Genomic DNA, 19,274 nt, shown 5'->3' with positions numbered 1-19,274 from the left:
AGCTGCCGCCGGGCCGCGTGGTTGAGGTCATGACCTCGGCGCTTGTGTCGGCCCCGTCTCGGGCGACAGACAGGAAATTACGCGGCCCGTGTGCGTACCGCGGCGCGGATGGGCCCGGCCGGAATCAGCGTGAACGGGGTCGCAATGGGGAAATCCTGGTCGAGCGAACGGATTTCGGTTGCTCGGATGATCGTGGCGAGGGCCAGGGTGGATTCGAGCATGACGAAATGACTGCCGCTGCAGGCACGCGGTCCGCCGCCGAACGGGACGTACTGCCAGCGATCGCGGCTCTTGGAGTTCTCCGGGCTGAATCGGTCGGGATCGAATTCGAGCGGGTCATCCCACAGGGCCGGGTCGCGGTGCATGGCGTAGGCCCCGACGATCACCACCGTGCCGGCTTCGACCCGGTAGCCGGCGACGTCGATGTCCTTCATCACCATCCTCGGCAGGCTGGGGCCCGGGGGACACAGCCGCATCGCCTCGTGCAAGACCCGCACCGAAAAGCCCAGTCGCGCAACGTCATCAGGTGTCAGTGAGTGGTCCCCGACGCCGGCAACCTCCGCGGCCACTCGGTCCTGCAGGTCGCGGTGGCGGCCCAACGCCCACAGCGCATACGTCAGGACGGTGCTGACGGTGTCGTGTCCGGCGAACATGAACTCGCAGAGCTGGTCGCAGATCTCGTCGTCGCTAAGCGCTCGTCCGGTCTGCGGATCGGTGGCCGCGATCAGCGCGTGCACCACCGGTGCGTCCCGGCCGGGGTCGGCCCGGCATTCCCGCAGAATCTCGGTCCCAAGCTGGCGCACCGCATCGGTGGCCCGCTGGGCTTGTCGTCGCTTCGGAGTGGACACCCACCAGGGTGCGTTAATCGGCCGCGTGGCCCGATCGGCCACCCATTTGAACGCTGCGCGCATCGCGGGTCCCACCGACTCCGCCCGCGCGCCGAGGTCTTGACCGAGTATCGAAAGGCCGAGCGCGCGCAGCGTCATCGCGGGGATGTCTGCGGCAAAGTCGACCTCGGCTTTGTTCGACCAGCGTCGCGTGGTTTGTTCGGCTGCCTCGGTCATGTGCCCGGCGAATCGGGTCACGCTTTGTCTGGTGAACAGTGGTTGTATCGTCCGCCTGCGGCGCAGCCATTCGTCGTGGGGAAGGTCGAGCATGTTCCCCCCGACGAGACGGCGATGAGCGACCATCCAGGGCAGCGTGCCACGGTCGACGAACGCGTCCGTGCGGCTCAGCACATCGCGTACGCCCTGCGGTGAGGTGACGACGACGACCGGGGGCATCAGCCACTTGGGCCCCAACACGTTGCGCGTCACCGGACCGCCGGCATCGCGCAACACCGCCGGTCCGGTGGCCAGCGCGCGTGCCGCATTGAGCCGCTGCCCATACGGCAGCGGATTCTTCGGCGCCAGCGGCAGTTGCGCCACGGCTGCCGAATCGAGTGTTTCGACCATCTTCGCCACCCCTTCCGGATCCGGGTCGAGCCCAGTATGGCGATGGCCGGTACCCGGGCGTGGCGTAGTCGACTACTTCATTTCGGCGGCGTCGGGGCTTTCAGGCAGACCGCGCTGACCTGGCCAAATCCTCGGGGCGGATGGATGGTGGAGTAGTCGACTACCTGTATCCTAAGCTGCTGCGCGGCGCATGCTCACCGTCGTGGCCGCTCATCGAGATCGGCGCGATGTCGCCCTGAATCGACTCCCGCCGGCGTATTCGGAGGCGCTTCGGCTGCGTGACGCCGGTTTGTCCGACGAGCTGATCGCCGACCGCATCGGGGTGGAACGCGAGGCGATCGCGACGTTCATGACGTTGGCCGAGGCGAAGCTGGCGGCCATCGCTGCCGTCGTCGGCGAATTCGACGGCGCCAAGGACTGACATCGCGTGCCTGGCAGGTGCCTTCGCGTGGCTGTCTCGGGATTCCAGCCGCTGCACTGCGGGGTCGTGCATGCGGCGACGCCGTCGCCGACACGCTTATCGGAAAAGCCGGAAACAACGTCAGTACGGCGAATATGCACCGGACCGGCGATAGGCTTCCGGCGAGTCGCGAAACGGTCGTTCGCCCAGGAGGTGGCCCGTGGGGGATACAACGGCAACTGCCGTGTGGCCCCTGATCGGTCGCGGCGAAGAACTGCGTTTGATTGCCGACGCGCTCGGCGACCGCACTGCACCGGCCGGGGTGGCCATTATCGGGCGCGCCGGTGTCGGCAAGACTCGGCTGGCCCGCGAGGCCGCCACGGCAGCTTCGGTTGCCGGCGCGACCGTGCGCTGGGCGGCGGGAACCCAAAGCGCGCAGGCGATTCCGTTGGGCGCATTTGCCGAGTGGGCGACCGGCGTCCACGGCAGCCCCCTGCAATTGGTCGGCGCGGTGATCGAGCGGCTGACGGCGGCGCGCCGCGGCGGTCGGGCTGTCATCTTCGTGGATGATGCGCACCTGCTCGATGACTTGTCGGCGTTCGTCCTGCATCAGGTCGTGCTGCGCAGGGCGGCCGCGGTCATCGTGACCATTCGCGGCGGCGCGGCGCTTCCCGACGCCGTGACCGCCCTGTGGAAGGACGGCTACCTGCAGCTGCTCGAGCTGCAGCCGTTGTCGCGCACCGAATCCGAAACGCTGCTGGCCGGTGCGCTGGTCGGTCGCCTCGATCCCGATTGTGTGCGGCGAATGTGGGAGTCGACCGGCGGAAACGTCCTGTTTCTGCGGCACCTGGTCGCCCAGGAGGCCGCGGCGCGTCGGCTGGTGAACACCGGCGGCGCTTGGACCTGGACGGGTGTGCCCGTGATGTCGGCGACGCTGATCGACCTGATCGAATCGCAGGTCGGTTCGGTACTACAGCCCATTTTGGAGGCCGTCGATCTGGTGGCGGTGGCCGAGCCCGTGCAGCTGCGGTGTTGTCGGCCCTGGTGGCCCATCGGTTGTGGAGGATGCCGAAAGTCGCGGCCTGCTCGCAGTCAGCGGCATCAGCGGCGGATCAGTCGTGCGCATCGGCCATCCCCTCTACGGTGAAATCCGCCGCGATCGAGCCGGGCCGTTGCGGCTGCGCAGGCTGCGTGGACGGGTCGCCTCGGAGCTGGCGAAACGTGTTCACCGGGACGACACCGAAACCCTTCGGCTGGGGGTGTTGTGGCTGGACTCCGACCTGGTACCGGAACCAACATTGCTGTTCGATGCCGCCCACGCCGCGTTCCTGCGCTTCGACCTCGGGCTGGCCGAGCGGCTCGCCGGTGCCAGCGCCCGGGCCGGCGGCCCAGCAGACGCCGCACTGCTGTGCGCGCAGGCCCTGGCGCTGCTCAACCGGCCGGAGGAATCGCAGGACGCTCTGGCCGCGCTGCGGGCCGAGGCCCTCGACAACCATCGCGCCTACGCCTTCGCCCTGAAGGGCGCCAATCTGTGGACGCAGCTGGACCGGCCCGAGGCGGCTTGGAAGTTGGTCGACACCGCGCTGCACAGCCAGAACGCCGTGATGCGGCAAGCGGGTCTGGCGCTGCGCGGGACCCAGTTGGCGATGTCGGGTCGTCCGGCCGAGGCCCTGGCCACCTCGGCGCAGGTCAGTCCCGACGAGCTGGGCGACTTCTTGTCGTTGATCGCAGCGTGGGCACTCGTCATCGCGCTGGGTGACACCGGCCGCCTCGCCGAGCTTGCGCCGATCGCGATACAGGGTTACGAACGGGCCAGGCACTTACCGGATTCCGCCTATATGGGGGTGGGCCTCGCCGAGTACCACGTGAAGGCGCTCGCGCTGGCCGGATCGATCGATGAGGCCCTCGCCGGGGCACAGGCCGTGCAGCGTCAATGCGCGGACGCTCCCGGAACCATCGACGCGGTAGGTGCGGCGATCGCCGCGATCGCGGCGCTGGCGACTGGCCGCCTCGACCTGGCCCGACACGAATTGTCCACTGCCGCAGCGACAATGGCCACCGGCGACGCCGCATCCGGGGTGTACTACCGGTTCGCCATCGTCGAGACCGAGGCGCTGGCGCGGCTGGGTGATTCGGCCGCCGCAGCAACGGCGCTCGAGCGGGTGCAGTTCCGCGCACAGCGTTCATTTGCATTCTTGGAGACCGACAGCCTGCTTGCGAGGGCCTGGGCCGACGCGGCGCGCGGCGCGGTAAGCCAGGCGATCGCCCACGCTCGTCGGGCAGCACAGCTGGCGCACGGCCGTGGTCAGCTCGCGCGGGAGGTGATGTCGTTGCAGACGGCGACGCACTTCGGTGACACCACCACAGCGGCCAGGTTGGGCGAGTTGCGCGACCTCGTCGAAGGGCCCCGCGCCGGTGCGGCATTCGACTTCGCGGCCGCGCTGGCCGCCGCCGACGGTGCCGCACTGCGGGCGGCGTCATCGGGCTTCGAGAAGATCGGCGACATGTTGGCCGCGGCCGACGCCTCGGCCCATGCGGCCATCGCCTACCGCGGCCAAGGCCTGCGTGGCGCGGCTCTGACCGCGGCGGGCCGTGCCCAGCGGCTCGCGCGCGAATGCGGCGGCGCGGTCAGTCCCGCGTTACGTGAAGCCGCCCAACCCCTCCCGCTGACGCCCCGCGAACGCGAGATCATTTCCCTTGTCGCGCAGGGATTGTCGAATCGACAGATCGCCGACGCGATGTGCGTGTCGGTGCGCACGGTGGAAGGACACCTCTACCGCGCCTCGGTGAGATCGGGCGCCACCAACCGCGCCGAACTCTGGGATCTGCTGCGCGAATACCAGACCTGACAACCAGGGTCTCACCCGCTCCCCGGCGAGTCAGCATCCGGTGGCCGCCCGCAGGGTGCGGCCTGCTTGGTGCAGGCGGGCTGCGGACAGTCGGGTGATGCGACGCCGGAATGCACCGCGCGGCTGGGTGTGAATGTTGTCGAAGTTGACCACGCAGTCGCTGGGTACGTGATCCTCGGCGGCGGTCAGGTCCAGCTCGGACACCGCGGCTCTCCGGCCGCGGCGAGGACGGCGTCGACCGCCGCACCGTCCGGGCGCCCGCTGCGCACCTCCGCACGCAGTTCGGCGCTGGCGTGCTTGGCAGACAACGCTGGTCGAGACGATGAACTTCGCGCGCCAGCACGAGATGTGACCGAACGCATCGGGAGCAATCAGTTTTCGCTTGTCTCAGGCGGCGACGCCGACGAATCGCTCAACCGCGCTGACTGCGGTTGGGCTGATCAAGATGGAGTAGTGATCGGCGTCGACGTCGATCACCGTTGCGTCGTGGGCCTCGGCGGCGAACCGCTCGGCGTCCGCCTGCGAGACCACCAGACCGCCGCCAGGTGCCATCGGCCTGCTGGCCCGGACCACCAGGACCGGGCAGCCAAGCCGCCGCCACAGCCCATAGATGTCGTGCGCTGCCGCGTGAGCGCTGTCCTCGGTCACAGCGCCCAAGTCGGTCCGAATCCGGACGCCGTCGTCGACGGGTTCGAGCTCCCATGCAAAGTAGTTGTCCCAGAGCCCAGTCTGCCGATGGATCGTGTGATGGGCAGCAAAGCGCTGGGCTCAGGCACACCGAGGGCGTCGATGAGCACGAGCCGCCCGCACCGCTGCGGATACCGGGCGGCCAGGGTCATTCCGATGAATCCTCCCATCGAGTGACCGATCACGTCGAACGATTCAGCCCCGTAGCGATCGGCGATCTCCACCAGATCGCGGACGTGGCTGTCCCAGCCGTAGGAATCGGGTGGGGTGATTTCGCTGCGACCACGACCCCGTAGATCCATGGTCACGATGTGGTAGCCCGCACTGGTCAATACCGGCACGAATCGATCGAACGATCGGCAATTGGCCGACAGGCCGTGCACACAAAGGATCATGCGCCCCAGCGGATCACCATTCGATTCCACATGTAGGGCACCGGATGTCAGCTGGACCTGGGTGCCGGTCAATGTGCCGCCCGCCGGTGCCACTGACTGCCCTGATCAGGCCATGGACGGGCGCCCGTCGTCAAATGCCACATCCTTCGGCCATCAGGTTTCGACACAAATGTAGTGCAGGCTACTGCCCCAGTGTCACGGTTCCTACCCAAACCAGCGAGGTGGCCTCAGAGTTTTCCGACCACTCGGGTTTCGCTGACACATGCCCGACGCCCAGCCGTCGGGCATGGCGTCGAGTGCGATCCTGAGAGCTGCTGTGCTGCACCGGATTACGGTCAACGATAACGCCAGAACCTATTCAGCCGCCAGCGGCAAGAATTCCCGCAGCGCTGCCACCGTCTCCGCCGGCGCCTCCTCGGGGATGAAGTGACCGCAATCAATCGCGTGGCCTTGTATGTCGTCGGCGTAAGCGCGCCAGACCGCGAGGACGTCGTATGCCACACCGACGAAGCCGCGGGCTCCCCACAGGACCAGCAGTGGGCAGGTGACGCGGCGGCCGGCGTCCGCATCGGCGTCGTCGTGCTCGAGGTCGATGGACGCGGCGGCGCGGTAGTCCTCACAGCTGGCTCGGATTGTCTCGGGATCGGAGAAGCAGCGGATCTACTCCGCCATCGCCGCCTCGGTGAACGTGGCGTGCGGGCCCGACCATTGGTCGAGCTTGCGGCGCAGGAAATACTCGGGCGCGCCGCCAATGAGGACCTCGGGCAGCTCCGGCGGCTCGGCGAGGAAGAACCAATGGTCGTAGACGGTCGCCAGGGCACGGTCCACGTTGGCGAAAACATGCCGGGTCGGGACGATGTCGAGCACCGCTGCCCGGTCAACCCGCTCGGGGTGGTCAAGACAGAACCGGTGTACGACGCGCGCGCCGCGGTCGTGACCGACGAGGGCGAACCGGTCGTGGCCCAACGCCGTCATCAGCCCGGCCATGTCGGCGGCCATCGCGCGTTTGGCGTATGACGCGTGGTCGGACTCCGAGGCCGGCTTGCCCGAGTCGCCGTACCCGCGCAGGTCGGCGGCGATCACGGTGTGCCCCTTGGCCAGCGCCGGGGCCACCTCGTGCCACATCACGTGCGTCTGCGGGTATCCGTGCAGCAGCAGGACCGGCGGCCCTTGGCCACCGACGCTGGCGTGGATACGGATGCCGCCCACGTCCACATCGGTCGCATCGAAGTCCTCGAACATGACTTCTGCATACCAGTTGACGACGGCACGAGGTGTGACTGCGGTGTGCAAAATTTGGCCGCCACCGTGGGAGTTCATCACCCGCCCCGTCAGCGTGTTAACCGCTGTTAGCATTGGTGCCAGCCGGCGGCGGCGGCGCGAGAGCTCTGTGCAGAAATGGGCGCCGGCTCGTGTGGTCACAAGGAGGAGGGGAAGGATGAGCGAAGCGGTCGTTACTCAACGGACTCGGGGCGGCGAACGGCGTGAGCGGATTCTGGCCGCGGCCGCCGAGCTCATCGCCGAGCGGGGATATCACGCCGTGTCGATGACGGATCTCGGTGTGGCGGCTGGAATCGTGGGACCGGGAATCTACCGGCATTTCGACAGCAAGGCCGCAGTGCTCGCGTCGCTGTTCGAGCGGGTGGTCGACGCGCTGCTGGAGCGGGCCTCGACCATCGTGAACCAGGCTCGCGACGAGCGCGAGGCGTTGACCGGGCTGATTGCCGACCATGTCTCGCTGGTGATCAACGACCGGGAGCTGGCCATCGTCTATTTCCGCGAGTTGCACAACTTGTCAGATGAGCAGCGGCGCCGGCTTCGGCGCAAACAGCGACTCTATATCGAGGAATGGGTGCACGTGGTCGCGGAGTTGCGGCTGGAGCTCGACGAGGCCGAAGTCCGCGCGATCGTGCATGGTGCTATCGGCGCGATCCAGTCGATCCTTCAGTACCGCGAGACCGGCCTGCCCGCCGAGCGGGTCGCTGCCCGTCTGGTCGCCATGGGACACGCGGTCCTCGGAATACCAGCCAGTGACGGTGCCAGCCTCGATCGTGAATCATGAGTAACATTTCGGCGTGGTGAGGGTGCGCGCCGCGTCCGCGATAGGAGGAACAGCCATGGCCGAGGCACCGGGGGCCGTCCAACGGCAGGCCTGGGTCGACGGCGTGTTGCCGCCGGTGGAGCAGGTGCGGCCGGGATTGTGGTCGATCCCGGTGCCGATCCCGGACAATCCGCTGCGATACGTGCTGGTGTATGCCTTCGAGTTGCCCGACGGGGTCGCCATCGTCGATGCCGGCTGGGACACCGACGAAGCGTGGACGGCGCTCGTAGCGGGACTGACTAAGGCCGGATGCGACATCACAGACGTCTCGGCGGTGCTGATCACGCACATACACCCCGACCACTACGGACTGGCCGGGCGGGTGCGCGAGCAATCCGGAGCATGGATCGGGGTGCATCCTGCAGACGCCGCGGTGTTGCCCACCCGCTATGGCGAGGTGGAACCCCTCTTGACGAGCATGCGGGACCTCCTGGCGGACTGCGGAGTGCCCGAGACCGAGTTGGACGAACTGGGCTCGGCGTCACTCGGAATCCGGCAGTTCGTCCGGCAGGCCGAGCCCGATGGGTTCATCGACGATGGCGATCGGCTCCCGCTGCCGGGCTGGAACCTGCGCGCGATCTGGACGCCCGGCCATTCGCCCGGGCATCTCTGCTTCGTGGAGCCCGACCGGAGGCTGATGCTGACTGGCGACTGTGTGTTGCCGCGGATCACCCCGAACATCTCCGTGCATCCCCAGCAGGCCGCCAATCCCCTTGCCGACTTTCTTGCCTCGCTGGCCAAGTTGCGTGGCTACCAGCCCGACGAGGTGCTTCCCGCCCACGAATACCGCTTCGACGCATTCACAACTCGGCTGGACGAACTCGTCACCCATCACCGCACGCGCCTTGGTGAGATCGAACGCGCGGTGGCCGACTGCCCTGGGGCAACCTGCTGGCAGATCACCACCCGGCTCGGGTGGTCGCGCCCCTGGGCTCAAGTACCCAATTTCATGCGCCGCGCAGCCAACGGTGAAACACTGGCCCATCTGGCGCTGTTAGCGGCCGAACACCGCGTACAACCGATGCGCGACACCGTCACCACATGGTGGCCGAAGCATTGACGCGTGATCCTCTGCGCCGGCGGACTCGGCATAGTGCCTCACCGGCACCGGCACCGGCACCGGCACCGGCGCGGCGCACCCCTTGACTGCCAGCGGTCCTCAACTGCCCGGCGGCATCAGCATCGTCTGCCACGTCTTCTCCTTCGGGCCGGTCTGGGCGAGGTCGGATTGGGTGTATTGCTGGCCGTCGGGTCCGATGTAGGTGCCCGTGGCGGGGTCGTACGGGGCGGCCGCGACCGGTGGCGGGCTCGCGGCAGCAGAGGGCGGGGCTGCGGTCGGTGGTGATTCGGGAGCTCCCTGGGGGATGTCCTGCCCGGACAGGGTGGCGTTGGGATCGCCCTTCCAGTTGAAGCCGTCGTTGAGCGGCACATACTGCTCGTCGCTTTCGCACATTTTCACCGTCGGTGCACGTTTGCCGGGAACGGTCTCGCAGGGAAGGTTGCGCGCTCCGCGTACGTTGAACGGCGAATCCTGGGGCACCCGGCAGTACAAGTCGCCGGCGGGGCGTTCGGGGCTGTCCTCGAAGGAAGGGGGACGCCGCTGCTGGGTGGGCAGGAACCCGGTGGTGCAGGCCGGTGGGATGTTGAGATTGAGGTTGAAGCTTATGTACTCGCCTCGGTAGTTCTGCTTGGTGTTGGCGTTGGCGACAACACTTCCAGCGCGGATCGCGGCCGCTTGCGGCAGCAGCACCAGCAGTTCTTCGAGGTCATTTCGGTAGGTGAGGGCGACCTGGCCGACACTGACCAGGTTGGACAGCAGGATCGGCAGGGTTGGCTGGAACCGCTCGAAGAGTTGTCGCAGCTCGCCGGCCGCGGGGCCGCCGTGGTCGATGATTCCTGCCACCGCGTTGTCGTGGGTTTGCAGTTCATTGGTGACCGTGGCCAGATTGCCCGCCCACGCCTGAATCGCATCGGAGGTCTGGGTCTGCGAGTCCAGCACCGGCTGGGACTGGTCGATCAACGACGTCAGTGAGTCGAGGTTGCTGCGGGCGTCGATCGACAACTGGGTCGAGGCCCGGACCAGCCGGGTGAGTTCGGGACCCAACCCGCCCACGGCGGTGTATGCCTCGTTTACGGCGGTGTTGAGGTTGTCCCGCGGGATCGCCCGCAATCCGGTGTTGACCGCGGCGAGCAGCTTGTTGATGTCGGGTGGCACGGAGGTGTCGCGCAGCGCGATGACGTCGCCGCTTTTCAACGGGGGCGCGGTGTCGCTGCGGGGCAGCAGGTCGACGTACTGTTCACCGATCGCCGACTGGCTGTGCACCTCGGCTTCGACGTCGGAGGGGATGTCGATGCCGGATTTGAGCGACAGCACCGCGGCCACGCCCGTGTCGGTGAGGTGCACCGACTGCACCCGACCCACTTCGGTGCCGCGGTAGGTGACGTTGCCGGTCGCGTAGAGTCCGCCGGTTTGCGGCAGTTCCATCGTCACCGTGTATCGGCCGATACCGAAGAGTTTGGCCGGCAGTTTCATGAAGTGCAGCGTCATCAGCGATATCGCGACGAGGGCGAGCACGGTCAAGATGGCCAGCTGAACCTTTACACGTTTGTGCAGATACATTTAGGGTCCCTGGTCCCAGCGGTACGGAATGATCAGCGGGTTGGCTTGGGTGTAGGGGCTGGGCAGTTGCCCGATGGTGCGGCCCCATTGCAGCTCCAGTTCGGTGAGGTTGCCCTCCCAGCGCGTGCCGGTGAAGAGTGCGGAGTCGATGCGGCTGAGCGTGAGGTCGACGATCAGGCTGAGGTTGCCGTAGTCGCCGCGCATCCACTTCTCGAGCGTTTCGTTGGGGAACGGATAGGTCGTGTAAAGACTCAGGGCACGTGTCAGGCTGGGCCCGGCGTTGGCCAGCGATTCCAACACCGGCCCCGTGTCCTTGAGTTCCTTGACCAGATTCTCTTTAGTCTGGTTGACCAAGTCGACCGTCAGTGCGCTGAACTTGCCGAGCTGATCGGCCGCCTCGATGAGGTTGTCCCGCTCGGTGTGGAGTTCGGCCAGCGCGTCGGGGATTTTGCGCAGCGCGGTGTCGAGGACGGGTTTGTTGCCGGCGAACTTGCCGGCCAGGTTGTTGAGGCTGTCGGTGGCCGCGATGATGTCGCCGGTTTGGTCATTGGTGAGGGTGGCGAATCTGTCGAGTTGTTCGATCATGCTGCGCAGGTCGTGTTCTCGTCCCCGGAATGCGGTGGAAAACGCCCGGGTGATGTCTTGGATCTGCCCCAGTCCGCCGCCGTTGAGCAGCATGGAGATCGCCGCCAGGGTCTGCTCGGTGGTCGGGTAGACTCCTCCGTGCGCCAGTGGAATCAGGGATCCCTCGTGCATCTTCCCCTCCGGTGGCGTGTTCGTTGGCGGGGCGAGTTCGATGTGCAGCGATCCCAGCAGGCTGGTTTGGCCGAGCTTGGCGGTCGCGTTGGCGGGCAGGTCGACGTCGGCGTTGAGCCGCATGGTCACCAGCGCGTGCCAACCTTGAAGCTCGATCCTGGTCACGGTGCCGACGGTCACGTCACCCACCTGGACCCGGGAGTTCGGTTGGATGTTGCTGACATCGGGCATCTGTGCCTGCACGACGAAGGAGCCTGGGCCGGAGCCCTCGGTTCCAGGTAGGGGAAGCGAGTTCAGCCCGCGCCAGCCGCAACCGGGAAGTGCGGCCAGCGCGAGGATGATGAGCAGTTTCACCGCGACGCGGGTGGATTGTCGCGCTGTCATGAGCCGCCTCCGGACGGGACCATGAGGCCGGAAAGGCCATCGGATGGGTTCGTCGCCACCGGCGTGGGCGGCGCGCCGGCATCTGGCGTAGCCGCCTCGGCGGGCAGCGGCGCAGGCTGGGGCGGGTGGGGCGCTGCCGCCTCGACGGGGGGCGGCACGTAGTCGGGTCGCATCCAGTCCTCGCTGTAAGTTACCTCGTTGGGCCTTGCGGATGCCCCGCCGATGAGGTTCTCGCCCAACGGCGGGAAGTTGTACTGGCGGTTCTTCACGATTGGCGCGAGGTATTGAACGCACAATTTCGAGGCTTGTTCGGCGCCGAGACGGGAGGCCGCTTGGATCGCGCCGCACAGGAAACTGATCGGGTCGGCGAAGTTGTTGACCGCTATGGCGCCGGTCATGGTGCCGCCGGCTGGTTCGTAGATGAAGATGAAGTTCTGCAGCGTCGACGGCAGAATATGCAGTGTTTGTTTGATGTCGTCGAGGCTGTCAACCATCGCGGTGGTGACCGAAGCCAACTTGTCCGAGGCGGTGCCCAGGGCATCGCGATTCTCCGCGGCGAAGCCCTGTACGTCGGCGACCACGTCGTTGAGCGTGTTGGCTGCGCGGCCGACCTTGTCGGGATCGTCGGCCAACAGCCCTGTGACGGCGGCCAGGTTTTCGTTGAGCTGCGCGAGCAGCCCACTGCTGTCGTGCAACGCCGACACCAGTGTCGCCAGATTCTTCAGAGTGGAAAAGATGTCGTCGCTGTGGTCGCCGAGGGCCGACAATGCCTGCGACAGTTTGATGACGGTGTCGCGGATGTTCGCACCTTGGCCGCGCAGGTTGGCGGCCGCGGTGTTGATGAACGCGCCCAGTGTGCTGACGCCGCCGGGCTGGGTTGGCCTCAGCAGTTCGGTCAGCCGCTCGACCTGCACGCGGACGTCATCCCATTCGACCGGCACCGCCGTGCGGTCCTGCGGGATCACCGCGCCGTCGCGCAGTTCGGGTCCGCTGGTGTAGGCGGGGGTCAGCTGAATGGCACGCCCGGTGACCAGCTGAGGCGACAGGATGACCGCCTTGGCGTCGGCGGGAACCGAATATTTGCGGTCGATCCAGAAGGTGACCTTGACCCGCTGCGGCTGCGGCTCGATCGTGGCGACGCGCCCGACGGGCACACCCAGGATGCGCACATCGTCGCCGGCGAACAGACCGTTACTGTTCTGGAAGAAGGCGATCACCGTGGTCTTCGCCGCCGGGCCGGTGCGACTGAGGGCGGCGAATAGCCCGCCGGCCAGGACCGCCACGAGGAGGATCGCCGTGGCGGCGCGGATGAGACGCGGCCGGGTCATGGCTGTCCTCCAGGTTGTGCAGGCGGCACCTCACCCGGTGCCGGCACGTAGACCGGGGAGGGTGTCGGCTCGGGTGTGGATTGCATGCCCGGTGGCGGCGGTGCGGGCGGTCCTGGCGGGGGTCCTCCGGGCGGCGGGGCGGGCAGCGGCTCCCGGTACGGATAGCGCGGATCGCCCGGCTTGCCCGTGATCGCGTCGGGCAGCGCCAATCTGGGTTCGCCACCCTGCCCGGTCCGGGGGTAGGGCACCGGCAATGCGGGGGTTGCCGGCTGGCCGGTGGGCGGGTCGATGCGCTCGGAGGGCGGCAGCGTGGCCGGGTCGAGCCCCAGATCGGAAAACGCTGCATCAACGAAGGGCTGCACGAACTGGCCGGGAAGCAGATTCGCCAGGTACGCCTTGAAGAACGGGCCCGATGAGACCGCTTCGCCCAGCGACAGTGCGTAGGCGTTGAGCCGCTTGATCGCGTCCTGGATGCGCTCCTTGCGGTTGTCCACGATGGCCAGCACCCCGTTGAGCTTGTCCAGCGCCGGGCGCAGCTGTTGGCGGTTCTCGGCGATGAACCCCTTGAGTTGCTGGGCGACCGCCGTGATGTTGTTCCAGATCTCATCGATCGCGTTGCTTTGTGTTTGGAGTTCACTCAGCAACGCATTGGTGTTCCTGACCAGGGTGACGATCTGATCGGTGCGCTGGGCCAGTACTGTTGTGGCCTTTCTGGCGTTGGCCAGTAGGTTGCGCAGCTGCGCGTCGCGTTCGTTGAGTGTCTGGGAGAACCGGGCAACTCCTTGTACCGCATTCCTCAACTCGGGTGCGGTGCCGGAAAACGTTTGCGCCAGGGTGGCCATCGAGTCCGACAGCTGGTTGGTGTTCAGCCCGCTGATCGTGGTGGCCAGGTCACCGAGGGCATCGGGTAGCTGGTAGGGCGACACGGTCCGCTCCATCGGGATCGTGGTGGTGAGTTCGCCGTCGCCGCGCGAGATGACGTCGAGCACTTTGCTGCCCAGCAGGCTCTTGGTTTTGATCGCCGCCTCGGTGCGATCCCCGAGATGGATCGTGTTGTCGACGGTGAACTTGACGAGTACGCGTGCCCCGTCGAGTTCGATGCTGGACACTTTTCCTGCGGGGTAGCCGGAGATGTCGACCGAGGCGCCGGTGTGCAGTCCGGCGGCGTCGGCGAAGTAGGCGGAATACTCGTTGGTCTGGTTCAGGAAGGGCAGTTTCTGGAAGTTGAGTGCGGCGAGCACGATGACCGTGACTGCAGCGACGCCGATGGCCCCGATGAGCGGGGTGTTGCGTTCGGAGAAGGATTTCATTTCGGCGCGCACCGCCCGGTGCTCTGGCCGGCCACCTTGACATACACCGGCTGGCCCCCTTTCCCGTTGAGCTTCAAGATCAAGTCGCACAGGTAGAAGCTGAAGAAGTCGCCGTAGATCCCTTGCCGCGCAAGCGCTTTGTACTTGTCGGGCAGCGTGTTGAGGATGTTGTCGAAGTAGTCGTGATCGGCGAGCACGATGCCGGCGGCCCGGTCGGTCTCGCGTACGACTTTCTGGAACGGCTCCCTGACTTGCGTGAGGAGATCGGCGACCGAACCTGCGGCCGCGTTGGTGTGGGCCACTGCGTTGGCGAGGTCCTTCTTGCGCCCGGCCAGTCCGTCGATCAGGCCCGACAGGGAGGTGACTGCCTTGTCGAGCTGGTCTGACTGGTCGCCGAGCGACCCGAGGACCACGTTGAGGTTGGTGATGACTTGCCCGAACAGCTGATCGCGGTCGGCTAATGTGTTGGTCAGTGCCGCGGCCTGGTTCAGAAATGATCCGATAGTGTCACCCTGGCCCTGAAATGCTTGGATCAGTTGGCCGGTGAGCGCGTTGACCTGATCGGGGTCCAGCGCACGGAACAGCGGCTGGAAGCCGCCGATCACCGCGTCCAGATCCAGTGCGGGTTCGGTGCGGGCCAGCGGAATCGTGTCGCCGGGCTGCAGTGTCTTGACCCCGCCGGCCCCTTCTTCGAGTGCTAGGTAGCGGTCGCCGAACAGGTTGTCATACTTGATCACTGCCCGGCTTCCCTCGGTGAGGATCACCGAGTTCTCCGCGGAGAACTCGACTCGTACGGTGGAGTCCCGGTTCACCGAGATGCCGCGCACTTTGCCGACTTCGACCCCGGCGACGCGCACGATGCTGCCTTTTCTCATGTTGGACACGTTGCTGAACTGGGCGAAGTAAGTCTTCCCCTCCTCGAACCGCAATTCCGCGAAGACCGCCAGCAGGGCGAACGCACCGAGGCCGCAGACCGTCAGGAACGCGGCCAGGCGCCAGACAGTGCCCTTGAGCTGTTTGCTCACGCTCTCTCCTGTCTTCGTGTCATGGGCGGGTTGGTCACCCCGGCGGGGCTACGGGAGTCGGTTGGGCCGGGGCCGGGGCCGGGGCGGCGTCTGGCGTTGGTGGTGGCGGGGGTGGTGGCACCCCGGGCCACAACGGCGTTCCGCCCGGTCCGTACAGCGGCGCGCCGTACGGCGGCGCTCCCAGGTACGGGACGGGGCCGGGCGCCGGGCCGGGCAGGCAGGGCCGGATGCTCGGCGGTTCCGGCACGCCGCGGGTGACCGGGAAGAAGTCGACCCAGCAGGGGTGCCCGATGCCGGGGTTGGGTCGCCAGTCCAGACCGGTGCCAAAGCCGACGTTGGTGATCAACTGTCGCACCGGCCAGTTCTTGGTCGGATCGGGCATCGAGCCGCAGCCCGGCTTTCCGCCGGGTCCCCCCTTGGCGGCGACGATAGGCAGATTATCCGGATAGGCGAAGGGGTCGTTTCCGAACATCAACGCCGCGTCGAACTGGCCCGAGCGCCCATCGGCGCCCGCCCACGCCGTGAAACCGCCGTTGTTGAGGTACCATGTCGCGCCCTGCAGGGCGCAGGCATAGCTGGGGCTGTACTGCAGCAGCAGGTCGGTCGTCGGCGCCAGCACATTGACCGCGCCAACAAGATTGTCTTTGCTCGCACCGAGCAGGTTGATCCCGGCGTCGGACATACCGGTGACGTTGAGCAGCAACGCATCCAGCGCTTTTGCGTGATCCACGATCGTCGTGCTGGTCGTACTGGCCGCATTCAGAACCGCCACGATGTCCTTGGCGGCGCCGCTATAGGTGTCGTTGAAGCTCTTGAACGAGCGCCAATCTCGGCGGATGGTGTCGCCGCGGGCGTTCAGCGCCAGCAACACCTCGTTGAGGTCGGTGGTGGCCTCACCGATCCGCTCACCTTGTCCGCGCACGGCGTCGGCCACTGCGGTCAGCACGGCGTTCAACTTGGCCGGGTCGATAACCTCGATCAAGTCGACGATGTTCTCGAACACGGTGTTGATCTCGGTAGCGACGTTGACCGACTGCAGGACCGCGCCGGCGGCAAGCCGCTGCGCGCTAGGGTGTTCCGGCGGGAGCAGCTCGACGAACTTGGCGCCGAACGCCGTGGTGGCGTTGATCTGCGCCTCGACGTTGGCGGGGATGTATCGGATCTGATCTGGCTCGATCTCCAACATGAGTCTCACGGAGTTCTTGCCGCCGGTGATCTGGGCGACGCGGCCGACCTGAATGCCGCGCATCTTCACTTTCGCGCCGCTCTCCATCACCACGCCGGCCCGATCAGAGGTCAGCGTCACCGGCACAAAGGACCTGAAGGTGCCGGCAAAGGCGGTGGAGGTCACGAAGAGAAACGCGGCGATCGCCACAACCAGAATCAGCGTCCACCACCCGGGGTGTAGGCGGTTCTCACCTGGCCTGGGTTCCATCCGTCACCCCGCCAGGTTGAAGTTGCCGGACTGGCCGTAGATCGCCAGCGAGATGAACACGATTTCCACCGCCGCGACGACCATGGAGGTGCGCACCGCGCGCCCCACCGCCTCCCCGACACCGGCGGGCCCGCCAGTCGCGGTGTACCCGTAGTAGGTGTGCACCAGCAGGATCACCACGGTCATCACGACCGATTGGAAGAACGACCAGATCAGGTCGGTGGAATTGAGGAAGGTGTTGAAGTAGTGGTCGTACACGCCGGAGCCCTGGCCGTAGATCGCCGTGGTGCCGGTCCGAGCGGCGAGAAATGCCATCATCACCGCCACGCAGTACAGCGGAATCACCACGATGACGCCCGCCAATACCCGGGTAGAGGCCAGATAGGCGACAGTGCGAATGCCGATAACCTCGAGCGCGTCGATCTCCTCGTTGATGCGCATCGCTCCGATTTGAGCGGTGGCACCGGCGCCGATCGTCGCCGACAGCGCTACCGCGGTGGTGCCCGGCACGATGAGCCGGACGTTGAAGAAGGCCGACGCAAACCCCGTCAAGGCCTCCACCCCAACGGAGGCAAACTGGTTATAGCCCTGCACCGCGACCAACGCGCCGGTGGTCATCGTCAAGAAACCGACGATCGCGACCGTGCCCCCAACCACGGCGAGGGCCCCAGAGCCTAACCCCATTTGCGCGATGAGCCGCAGCAGTTCGGTCCTGCAGTGCACAACGGCGTCCGGGATAGAACTCAGGGTCGTGAAGTAGAACCGGGTCTGTGATCCGATGCTGTTCCATCCTGCGATCAGCTGCTCAAAGGCGCGCCGAAGCCTCGGATGCACGCTCGCGACGACAGTGCTGCTGCTCATGGATCGTCCTTACTGCACCGTGAACTGGATGCCGACGGCAGTGACGATGACGTTGATGGCGAACAGCACCATGAAGGTGAACACCACGGTTTCGTTCACCGCGTTGCCCACGCCGGCCGGGCCGCCGCCTACCGAGACGCCCTTGTAGCACGCGATCAGGCCGGCCGCCAGCCCGAACAACATCGCCTTGATCAACGAGACCACCACATCGGCGGCGCCGGTGAGCACCGTCAATCCGGCGACGAACGCACCTGGTGAGACGTGCTGGATGAAGACGACGAACAGGAATGCACCGGTCAGGCCCACCAGGATCACCGTGGATGCCAGGGCCAATGACACCGTGGTGGCGGCAAGCACGCGTGGGACCACCAGCGCCTGGATCGGGTTGATGCCCATCACCCGCAGCGCGTCGAGCTCCTCGCGAATCGTCCGCGCACCCAGGTCCGCACACATCGCCGTGGCGCCCGCCCCGGAGACCACCAAAACCGTGACAATCGGGCCGATCTGGTTCACGGTCCCGATCGCAGCGCCGGTGCCGGAAAAATCCGCCGCTCCGAACTCGGTCAACAGAATGCTGAAGATGAACACCAACAGCACCGAATACGGCAGCGTCAACATCAGCGCCGGCAGGATCGACACCCGCGCCACAAACCACGTTTGGTTCACGTACTCACGCCACGCGAACGGCGGGCGGACCATCTGCACGAACGTGTCCAGCGACATCGCGAAGAAGTCCCCAACACCGCGCATCGGCGTCGCGAGAACGCGCGACGCCGTCACCACCGGTTCCCGCCGATCGCGCCAGCCGCCCGCGGCTCACCGCCGCTTCGTATTGGGGGAATGATCAGCTCAGGTGTGCTCGTCACAGCCAGCACCGTCATCAGCCCACCCCAGTTCTTCGCACCTCGGCACCACGATTCCTGATAAGCATTGCGCATACTATAGAGCACGTTGTGATTGACGTCACCCCCCCTTGTATTGTTGCGCAAGATTGCCAGACCACGCTGTGTTGCACCGGCTTGCCCACCTGTCGCCGGTTTCGCTAGCACCAAACGATGTGATGACATCTGCAATTCTGCGCGACCGATTGCATCGAACCACGACTTCATCGCTGCCGCCGTATCGGCTGCTGGATAGCTTCTCAGTGGTGCGCCTGCGCGGCGACCACACGCTCTACCGTCGGGGCCGGGATGCCCAGAAGTTTGCCGAGGAATACCGAAGTGGAATCGATCCGGCCGCATATACGTAGGGATCGTTATGACGCTTAAGGCGTGTAAAGTATCCGGAGGCGAGCTGGCTGCGATCGTCTTCGCAACGCCGTTCCCCTTTGTGGCAATGCGTTCGCGAGCTAGGGCGTGTCTGACAAGTGTTTCGGGTGTCGTGCCTGAGGCTTGGGGTATGTCGCGGTTTCAGCTGCTCACCGATGCTCAGTGGTCGTTGATCGAAGAGTTTCTGCCTGTTCGAACAGGCAGAAAGGGCAGGCCTTTTCGGGATGCCCGCCAGATGCTGGAAGGAATCATCTATCGATACCGGTGCGGGATCGCGTGGCGGGACGTGCCCGCGGTGTTCGGGCCGTGGCAGACGATCTGGACCTGGCATCGACGGATGAGCGCTGATGGCACCTGGGATCTGGTGTTGGCGCGGTTGCTGGCGGCCGCAGATGAAGCCG

At 66.2% G+C, this 19,274-nt stretch carries 19 protein-coding genes and 1 pseudogene; 6 read left to right on the top strand and 14 right to left on the bottom strand.

The window, feature by feature from the left end; all coding sequences use genetic code 11:
- Window positions 1-77: 77 nt before the first annotated feature.
- Window positions 78-1,454, bottom strand: coding sequence for a cytochrome P450 (locus tag CRM90_RS26030; RefSeq protein ID WP_102809805.1), 1,377 nt, complete (start codon window positions 1,452-1,454; stop codon window positions 78-80).
- 190 nt (window positions 1,455-1,644) lie between these two features.
- Between CRM90_RS26030 and CRM90_RS26025 the strand changes: the two genes are divergently transcribed.
- From CRM90_RS26025 to CRM90_RS31390, 3 genes are all read left to right on the top strand, one after another.
- Window positions 1,645-1,875 (top strand): hypothetical protein, encoded by a 231-nt coding sequence (locus CRM90_RS26025; RefSeq protein WP_102809787.1) that lies wholly within the window; start codon window positions 1,645-1,647, stop codon window positions 1,873-1,875.
- A 199-nt stretch (window positions 1,876-2,074) separates the two neighbouring features.
- Window positions 2,075-3,001, top strand: a complete 927-nt coding sequence (locus tag CRM90_RS26020) for an AAA family ATPase (protein ID WP_102809786.1) — start codon at window positions 2,075-2,077, stop codon at window positions 2,999-3,001.
- Window positions 2,973-4,703, top strand: coding sequence for a helix-turn-helix transcriptional regulator (locus CRM90_RS31390; RefSeq protein ID WP_286145666.1), 1,731 nt, complete (start codon window positions 2,973-2,975; stop codon window positions 4,701-4,703). Before CRM90_RS26020 ends, CRM90_RS31390 begins: the two co-directional genes overlap by 29 nt.
- A gap of 30 nt (window positions 4,704-4,733) precedes the next feature.
- On the opposite strand, the pseudogene CRM90_RS26010 reads toward CRM90_RS31390, so the two are convergent.
- The 5 genes and pseudogenes from CRM90_RS26010 to CRM90_RS25995 all read right to left on the bottom strand — a co-directional run.
- Window positions 4,734-4,925: pseudogene (locus tag CRM90_RS26010) on the bottom strand (type II toxin-antitoxin system PemK/MazF family toxin); the annotation flags it as partial.
- A 165-nt stretch (window positions 4,926-5,090) separates the two neighbouring features.
- Window positions 5,091-5,351 carry an alpha/beta hydrolase family protein gene (locus CRM90_RS26005; protein ID WP_102809785.1) on the bottom strand — a complete coding sequence of 87 codons (261 nt, stop codon included), beginning with the start codon at window positions 5,349-5,351 and terminating at the stop codon, window positions 5,091-5,093.
- Complete coding sequence (locus tag CRM90_RS26000) at window positions 5,348-5,785, bottom strand: alpha/beta fold hydrolase (protein WP_142391459.1); 438 nt, start codon at window positions 5,783-5,785, stop codon at window positions 5,348-5,350. Before CRM90_RS26000 ends, CRM90_RS26005 begins: the two co-directional genes overlap by 4 nt.
- 354 nt (window positions 5,786-6,139) lie before the next feature.
- On the bottom strand, window positions 6,140-6,286 hold the full coding sequence (locus CRM90_RS31090) for a hypothetical protein (protein WP_233209507.1): 147 nt from the start codon (window positions 6,284-6,286) through the stop codon (window positions 6,140-6,142).
- Between the two features lie 159 nt (window positions 6,287-6,445).
- Window positions 6,446-7,027, bottom strand: coding sequence for an alpha/beta fold hydrolase (locus CRM90_RS25995; RefSeq protein ID WP_233209506.1), 582 nt, complete (start codon window positions 7,025-7,027; stop codon window positions 6,446-6,448).
- A 196-nt stretch (window positions 7,028-7,223) separates the two neighbouring features.
- Here CRM90_RS25995 and CRM90_RS25990 point away from each other — a divergent pair, with 196 nt between their 5' ends.
- On the top strand, window positions 7,224-7,847 hold the full coding sequence (locus tag CRM90_RS25990; RefSeq protein ID WP_102809783.1) for a TetR/AcrR family transcriptional regulator: 624 nt from the start codon (window positions 7,224-7,226) through the stop codon (window positions 7,845-7,847).
- A 55-nt stretch (window positions 7,848-7,902) separates the two neighbouring features.
- A complete protein-coding gene (locus CRM90_RS25985; protein ID WP_102809782.1) occupies window positions 7,903-8,946 on the top strand; it encodes an MBL fold metallo-hydrolase in 1,044 nt (347 codons plus the stop codon).
- A gap of 99 nt (window positions 8,947-9,045) precedes the next feature.
- Here CRM90_RS25985 and CRM90_RS25980 read toward each other — a convergent pair whose 3' ends face one another.
- Genes CRM90_RS25980 through CRM90_RS25945 form a run of 8 tightly spaced genes read right to left on the bottom strand, consistent with a single transcriptional unit; the run spans window position 9,046 to window position 18,355 of the window.
- The gene (locus CRM90_RS25980; protein ID WP_102809781.1) at window positions 9,046-10,506 is read right to left on the bottom strand and encodes an MCE family protein; all 1,461 of its coding nucleotides are present in this window, start codon (window positions 10,504-10,506) and stop codon (window positions 9,046-9,048) included.
- The gene (locus CRM90_RS25975; protein WP_102809780.1) at window positions 10,507-11,646 is read right to left on the bottom strand and encodes a virulence factor Mce family protein; all 1,140 of its coding nucleotides are present in this window, start codon (window positions 11,644-11,646) and stop codon (window positions 10,507-10,509) included.
- The gene (locus CRM90_RS25970) at window positions 11,643-12,974 is read right to left on the bottom strand and encodes a virulence factor Mce family protein (protein WP_102809779.1); all 1,332 of its coding nucleotides are present in this window, start codon (window positions 12,972-12,974) and stop codon (window positions 11,643-11,645) included. The genes CRM90_RS25975 and CRM90_RS25970 overlap by 4 nt, the downstream gene beginning before the upstream one ends.
- On the bottom strand, window positions 12,971-14,284 hold the full coding sequence (locus CRM90_RS25965; protein WP_102809778.1) for an MCE family protein: 1,314 nt from the start codon (window positions 14,282-14,284) through the stop codon (window positions 12,971-12,973). The genes CRM90_RS25970 and CRM90_RS25965 overlap by 4 nt, the downstream gene beginning before the upstream one ends.
- On the bottom strand, window positions 14,281-15,309 hold the full coding sequence (locus CRM90_RS25960) for a virulence factor Mce family protein (RefSeq protein WP_102809777.1): 1,029 nt from the start codon (window positions 15,307-15,309) through the stop codon (window positions 14,281-14,283). The genes CRM90_RS25965 and CRM90_RS25960 overlap by 4 nt, the downstream gene beginning before the upstream one ends.
- 34 nt (window positions 15,310-15,343) lie before the next feature.
- Complete coding sequence (locus tag CRM90_RS25955) at window positions 15,344-16,744, bottom strand: MCE family protein (RefSeq protein ID WP_102809776.1); 1,401 nt, start codon at window positions 16,742-16,744, stop codon at window positions 15,344-15,346.
- Window positions 16,745-16,747: 3 nt separating this feature from the next.
- Entirely contained in the window at window positions 16,748-17,605 is an 858-nt protein-coding gene (locus CRM90_RS25950; RefSeq protein ID WP_102809775.1) for an ABC transporter permease, read from the bottom strand.
- A gap of 9 nt (window positions 17,606-17,614) precedes the next feature.
- On the bottom strand, window positions 17,615-18,355 hold the full coding sequence (locus CRM90_RS25945) for an MlaE family ABC transporter permease (protein ID WP_199190061.1): 741 nt from the start codon (window positions 18,353-18,355) through the stop codon (window positions 17,615-17,617).
- 648 nt (window positions 18,356-19,003) lie between these two features.
- Between CRM90_RS25945 and CRM90_RS25940 the strand changes: the two genes are divergently transcribed.
- A partial coding sequence (locus CRM90_RS25940) for a transposase (RefSeq protein ID WP_142391458.1) occupies window positions 19,004-19,274 on the top strand: 271 nt, incomplete at its 3' end.

The organism is Mycobacterium sp. ENV421 (assembly GCF_002887815.1).
Lineage (GTDB): Bacteria > Actinomycetota > Actinomycetes > Mycobacteriales > Mycobacteriaceae > Mycobacterium.
This window is presented reverse-complemented; position numbering and strand designations above follow the sequence as displayed.

Excerpts from the sequence above, each read along its gene's own strand:
- CRM90_RS26030 (WP_102809805.1), bottom strand. The coding sequence starts at position 1,454 with ATGGTCGAAACACTCGATTCGGCAGCCGTGGCGCAACTGCCGCTGGCG.
- CRM90_RS26025 (WP_102809787.1), top strand. The coding sequence starts at position 1,645 with ATGCTCACCGTCGTGGCCGCTCATCGAGATCGGCGCGATGTCGCCCTG.
- CRM90_RS26000 (WP_142391459.1), bottom strand. The coding sequence starts at position 5,785 with ATGATCCTTTGTGTGCACGGCCTGTCGGCCAATTGCCGATCGTTCGAT.
- CRM90_RS25995 (WP_233209506.1), bottom strand. The coding sequence starts at position 7,027 with ATGTTCGAGGACTTCGATGCGACCGATGTGGACGTGGGCGGCATCCGT.
- CRM90_RS25990 (WP_102809783.1), top strand. The coding sequence starts at position 7,224 with ATGAGCGAAGCGGTCGTTACTCAACGGACTCGGGGCGGCGAACGGCGT.
- CRM90_RS25985 (WP_102809782.1), top strand. The coding sequence starts at position 7,903 with ATGGCCGAGGCACCGGGGGCCGTCCAACGGCAGGCCTGGGTCGACGGC.
- CRM90_RS25980 (WP_102809781.1), bottom strand. The coding sequence starts at position 10,506 with ATGTATCTGCACAAACGTGTAAAGGTTCAGCTGGCCATCTTGACCGTG.
- CRM90_RS25975 (WP_102809780.1), bottom strand. The coding sequence starts at position 11,646 with ATGACAGCGCGACAATCCACCCGCGTCGCGGTGAAACTGCTCATCATC.
- CRM90_RS25970 (WP_102809779.1), bottom strand. The coding sequence starts at position 12,974 with ATGACCCGGCCGCGTCTCATCCGCGCCGCCACGGCGATCCTCCTCGTG.
- CRM90_RS25965 (WP_102809778.1), bottom strand. The coding sequence starts at position 14,284 with ATGAAATCCTTCTCCGAACGCAACACCCCGCTCATCGGGGCCATCGGC.
- CRM90_RS25955 (WP_102809776.1), bottom strand. The coding sequence starts at position 16,744 with ATGGAACCCAGGCCAGGTGAGAACCGCCTACACCCCGGGTGGTGGACG.
- CRM90_RS25950 (WP_102809775.1), bottom strand. The coding sequence starts at position 17,605 with ATGAGCAGCAGCACTGTCGTCGCGAGCGTGCATCCGAGGCTTCGGCGC.
- CRM90_RS25945 (WP_199190061.1), bottom strand. The coding sequence starts at position 18,355 with ATGCGCGGTGTTGGGGACTTCTTCGCGATGTCGCTGGACACGTTCGTG.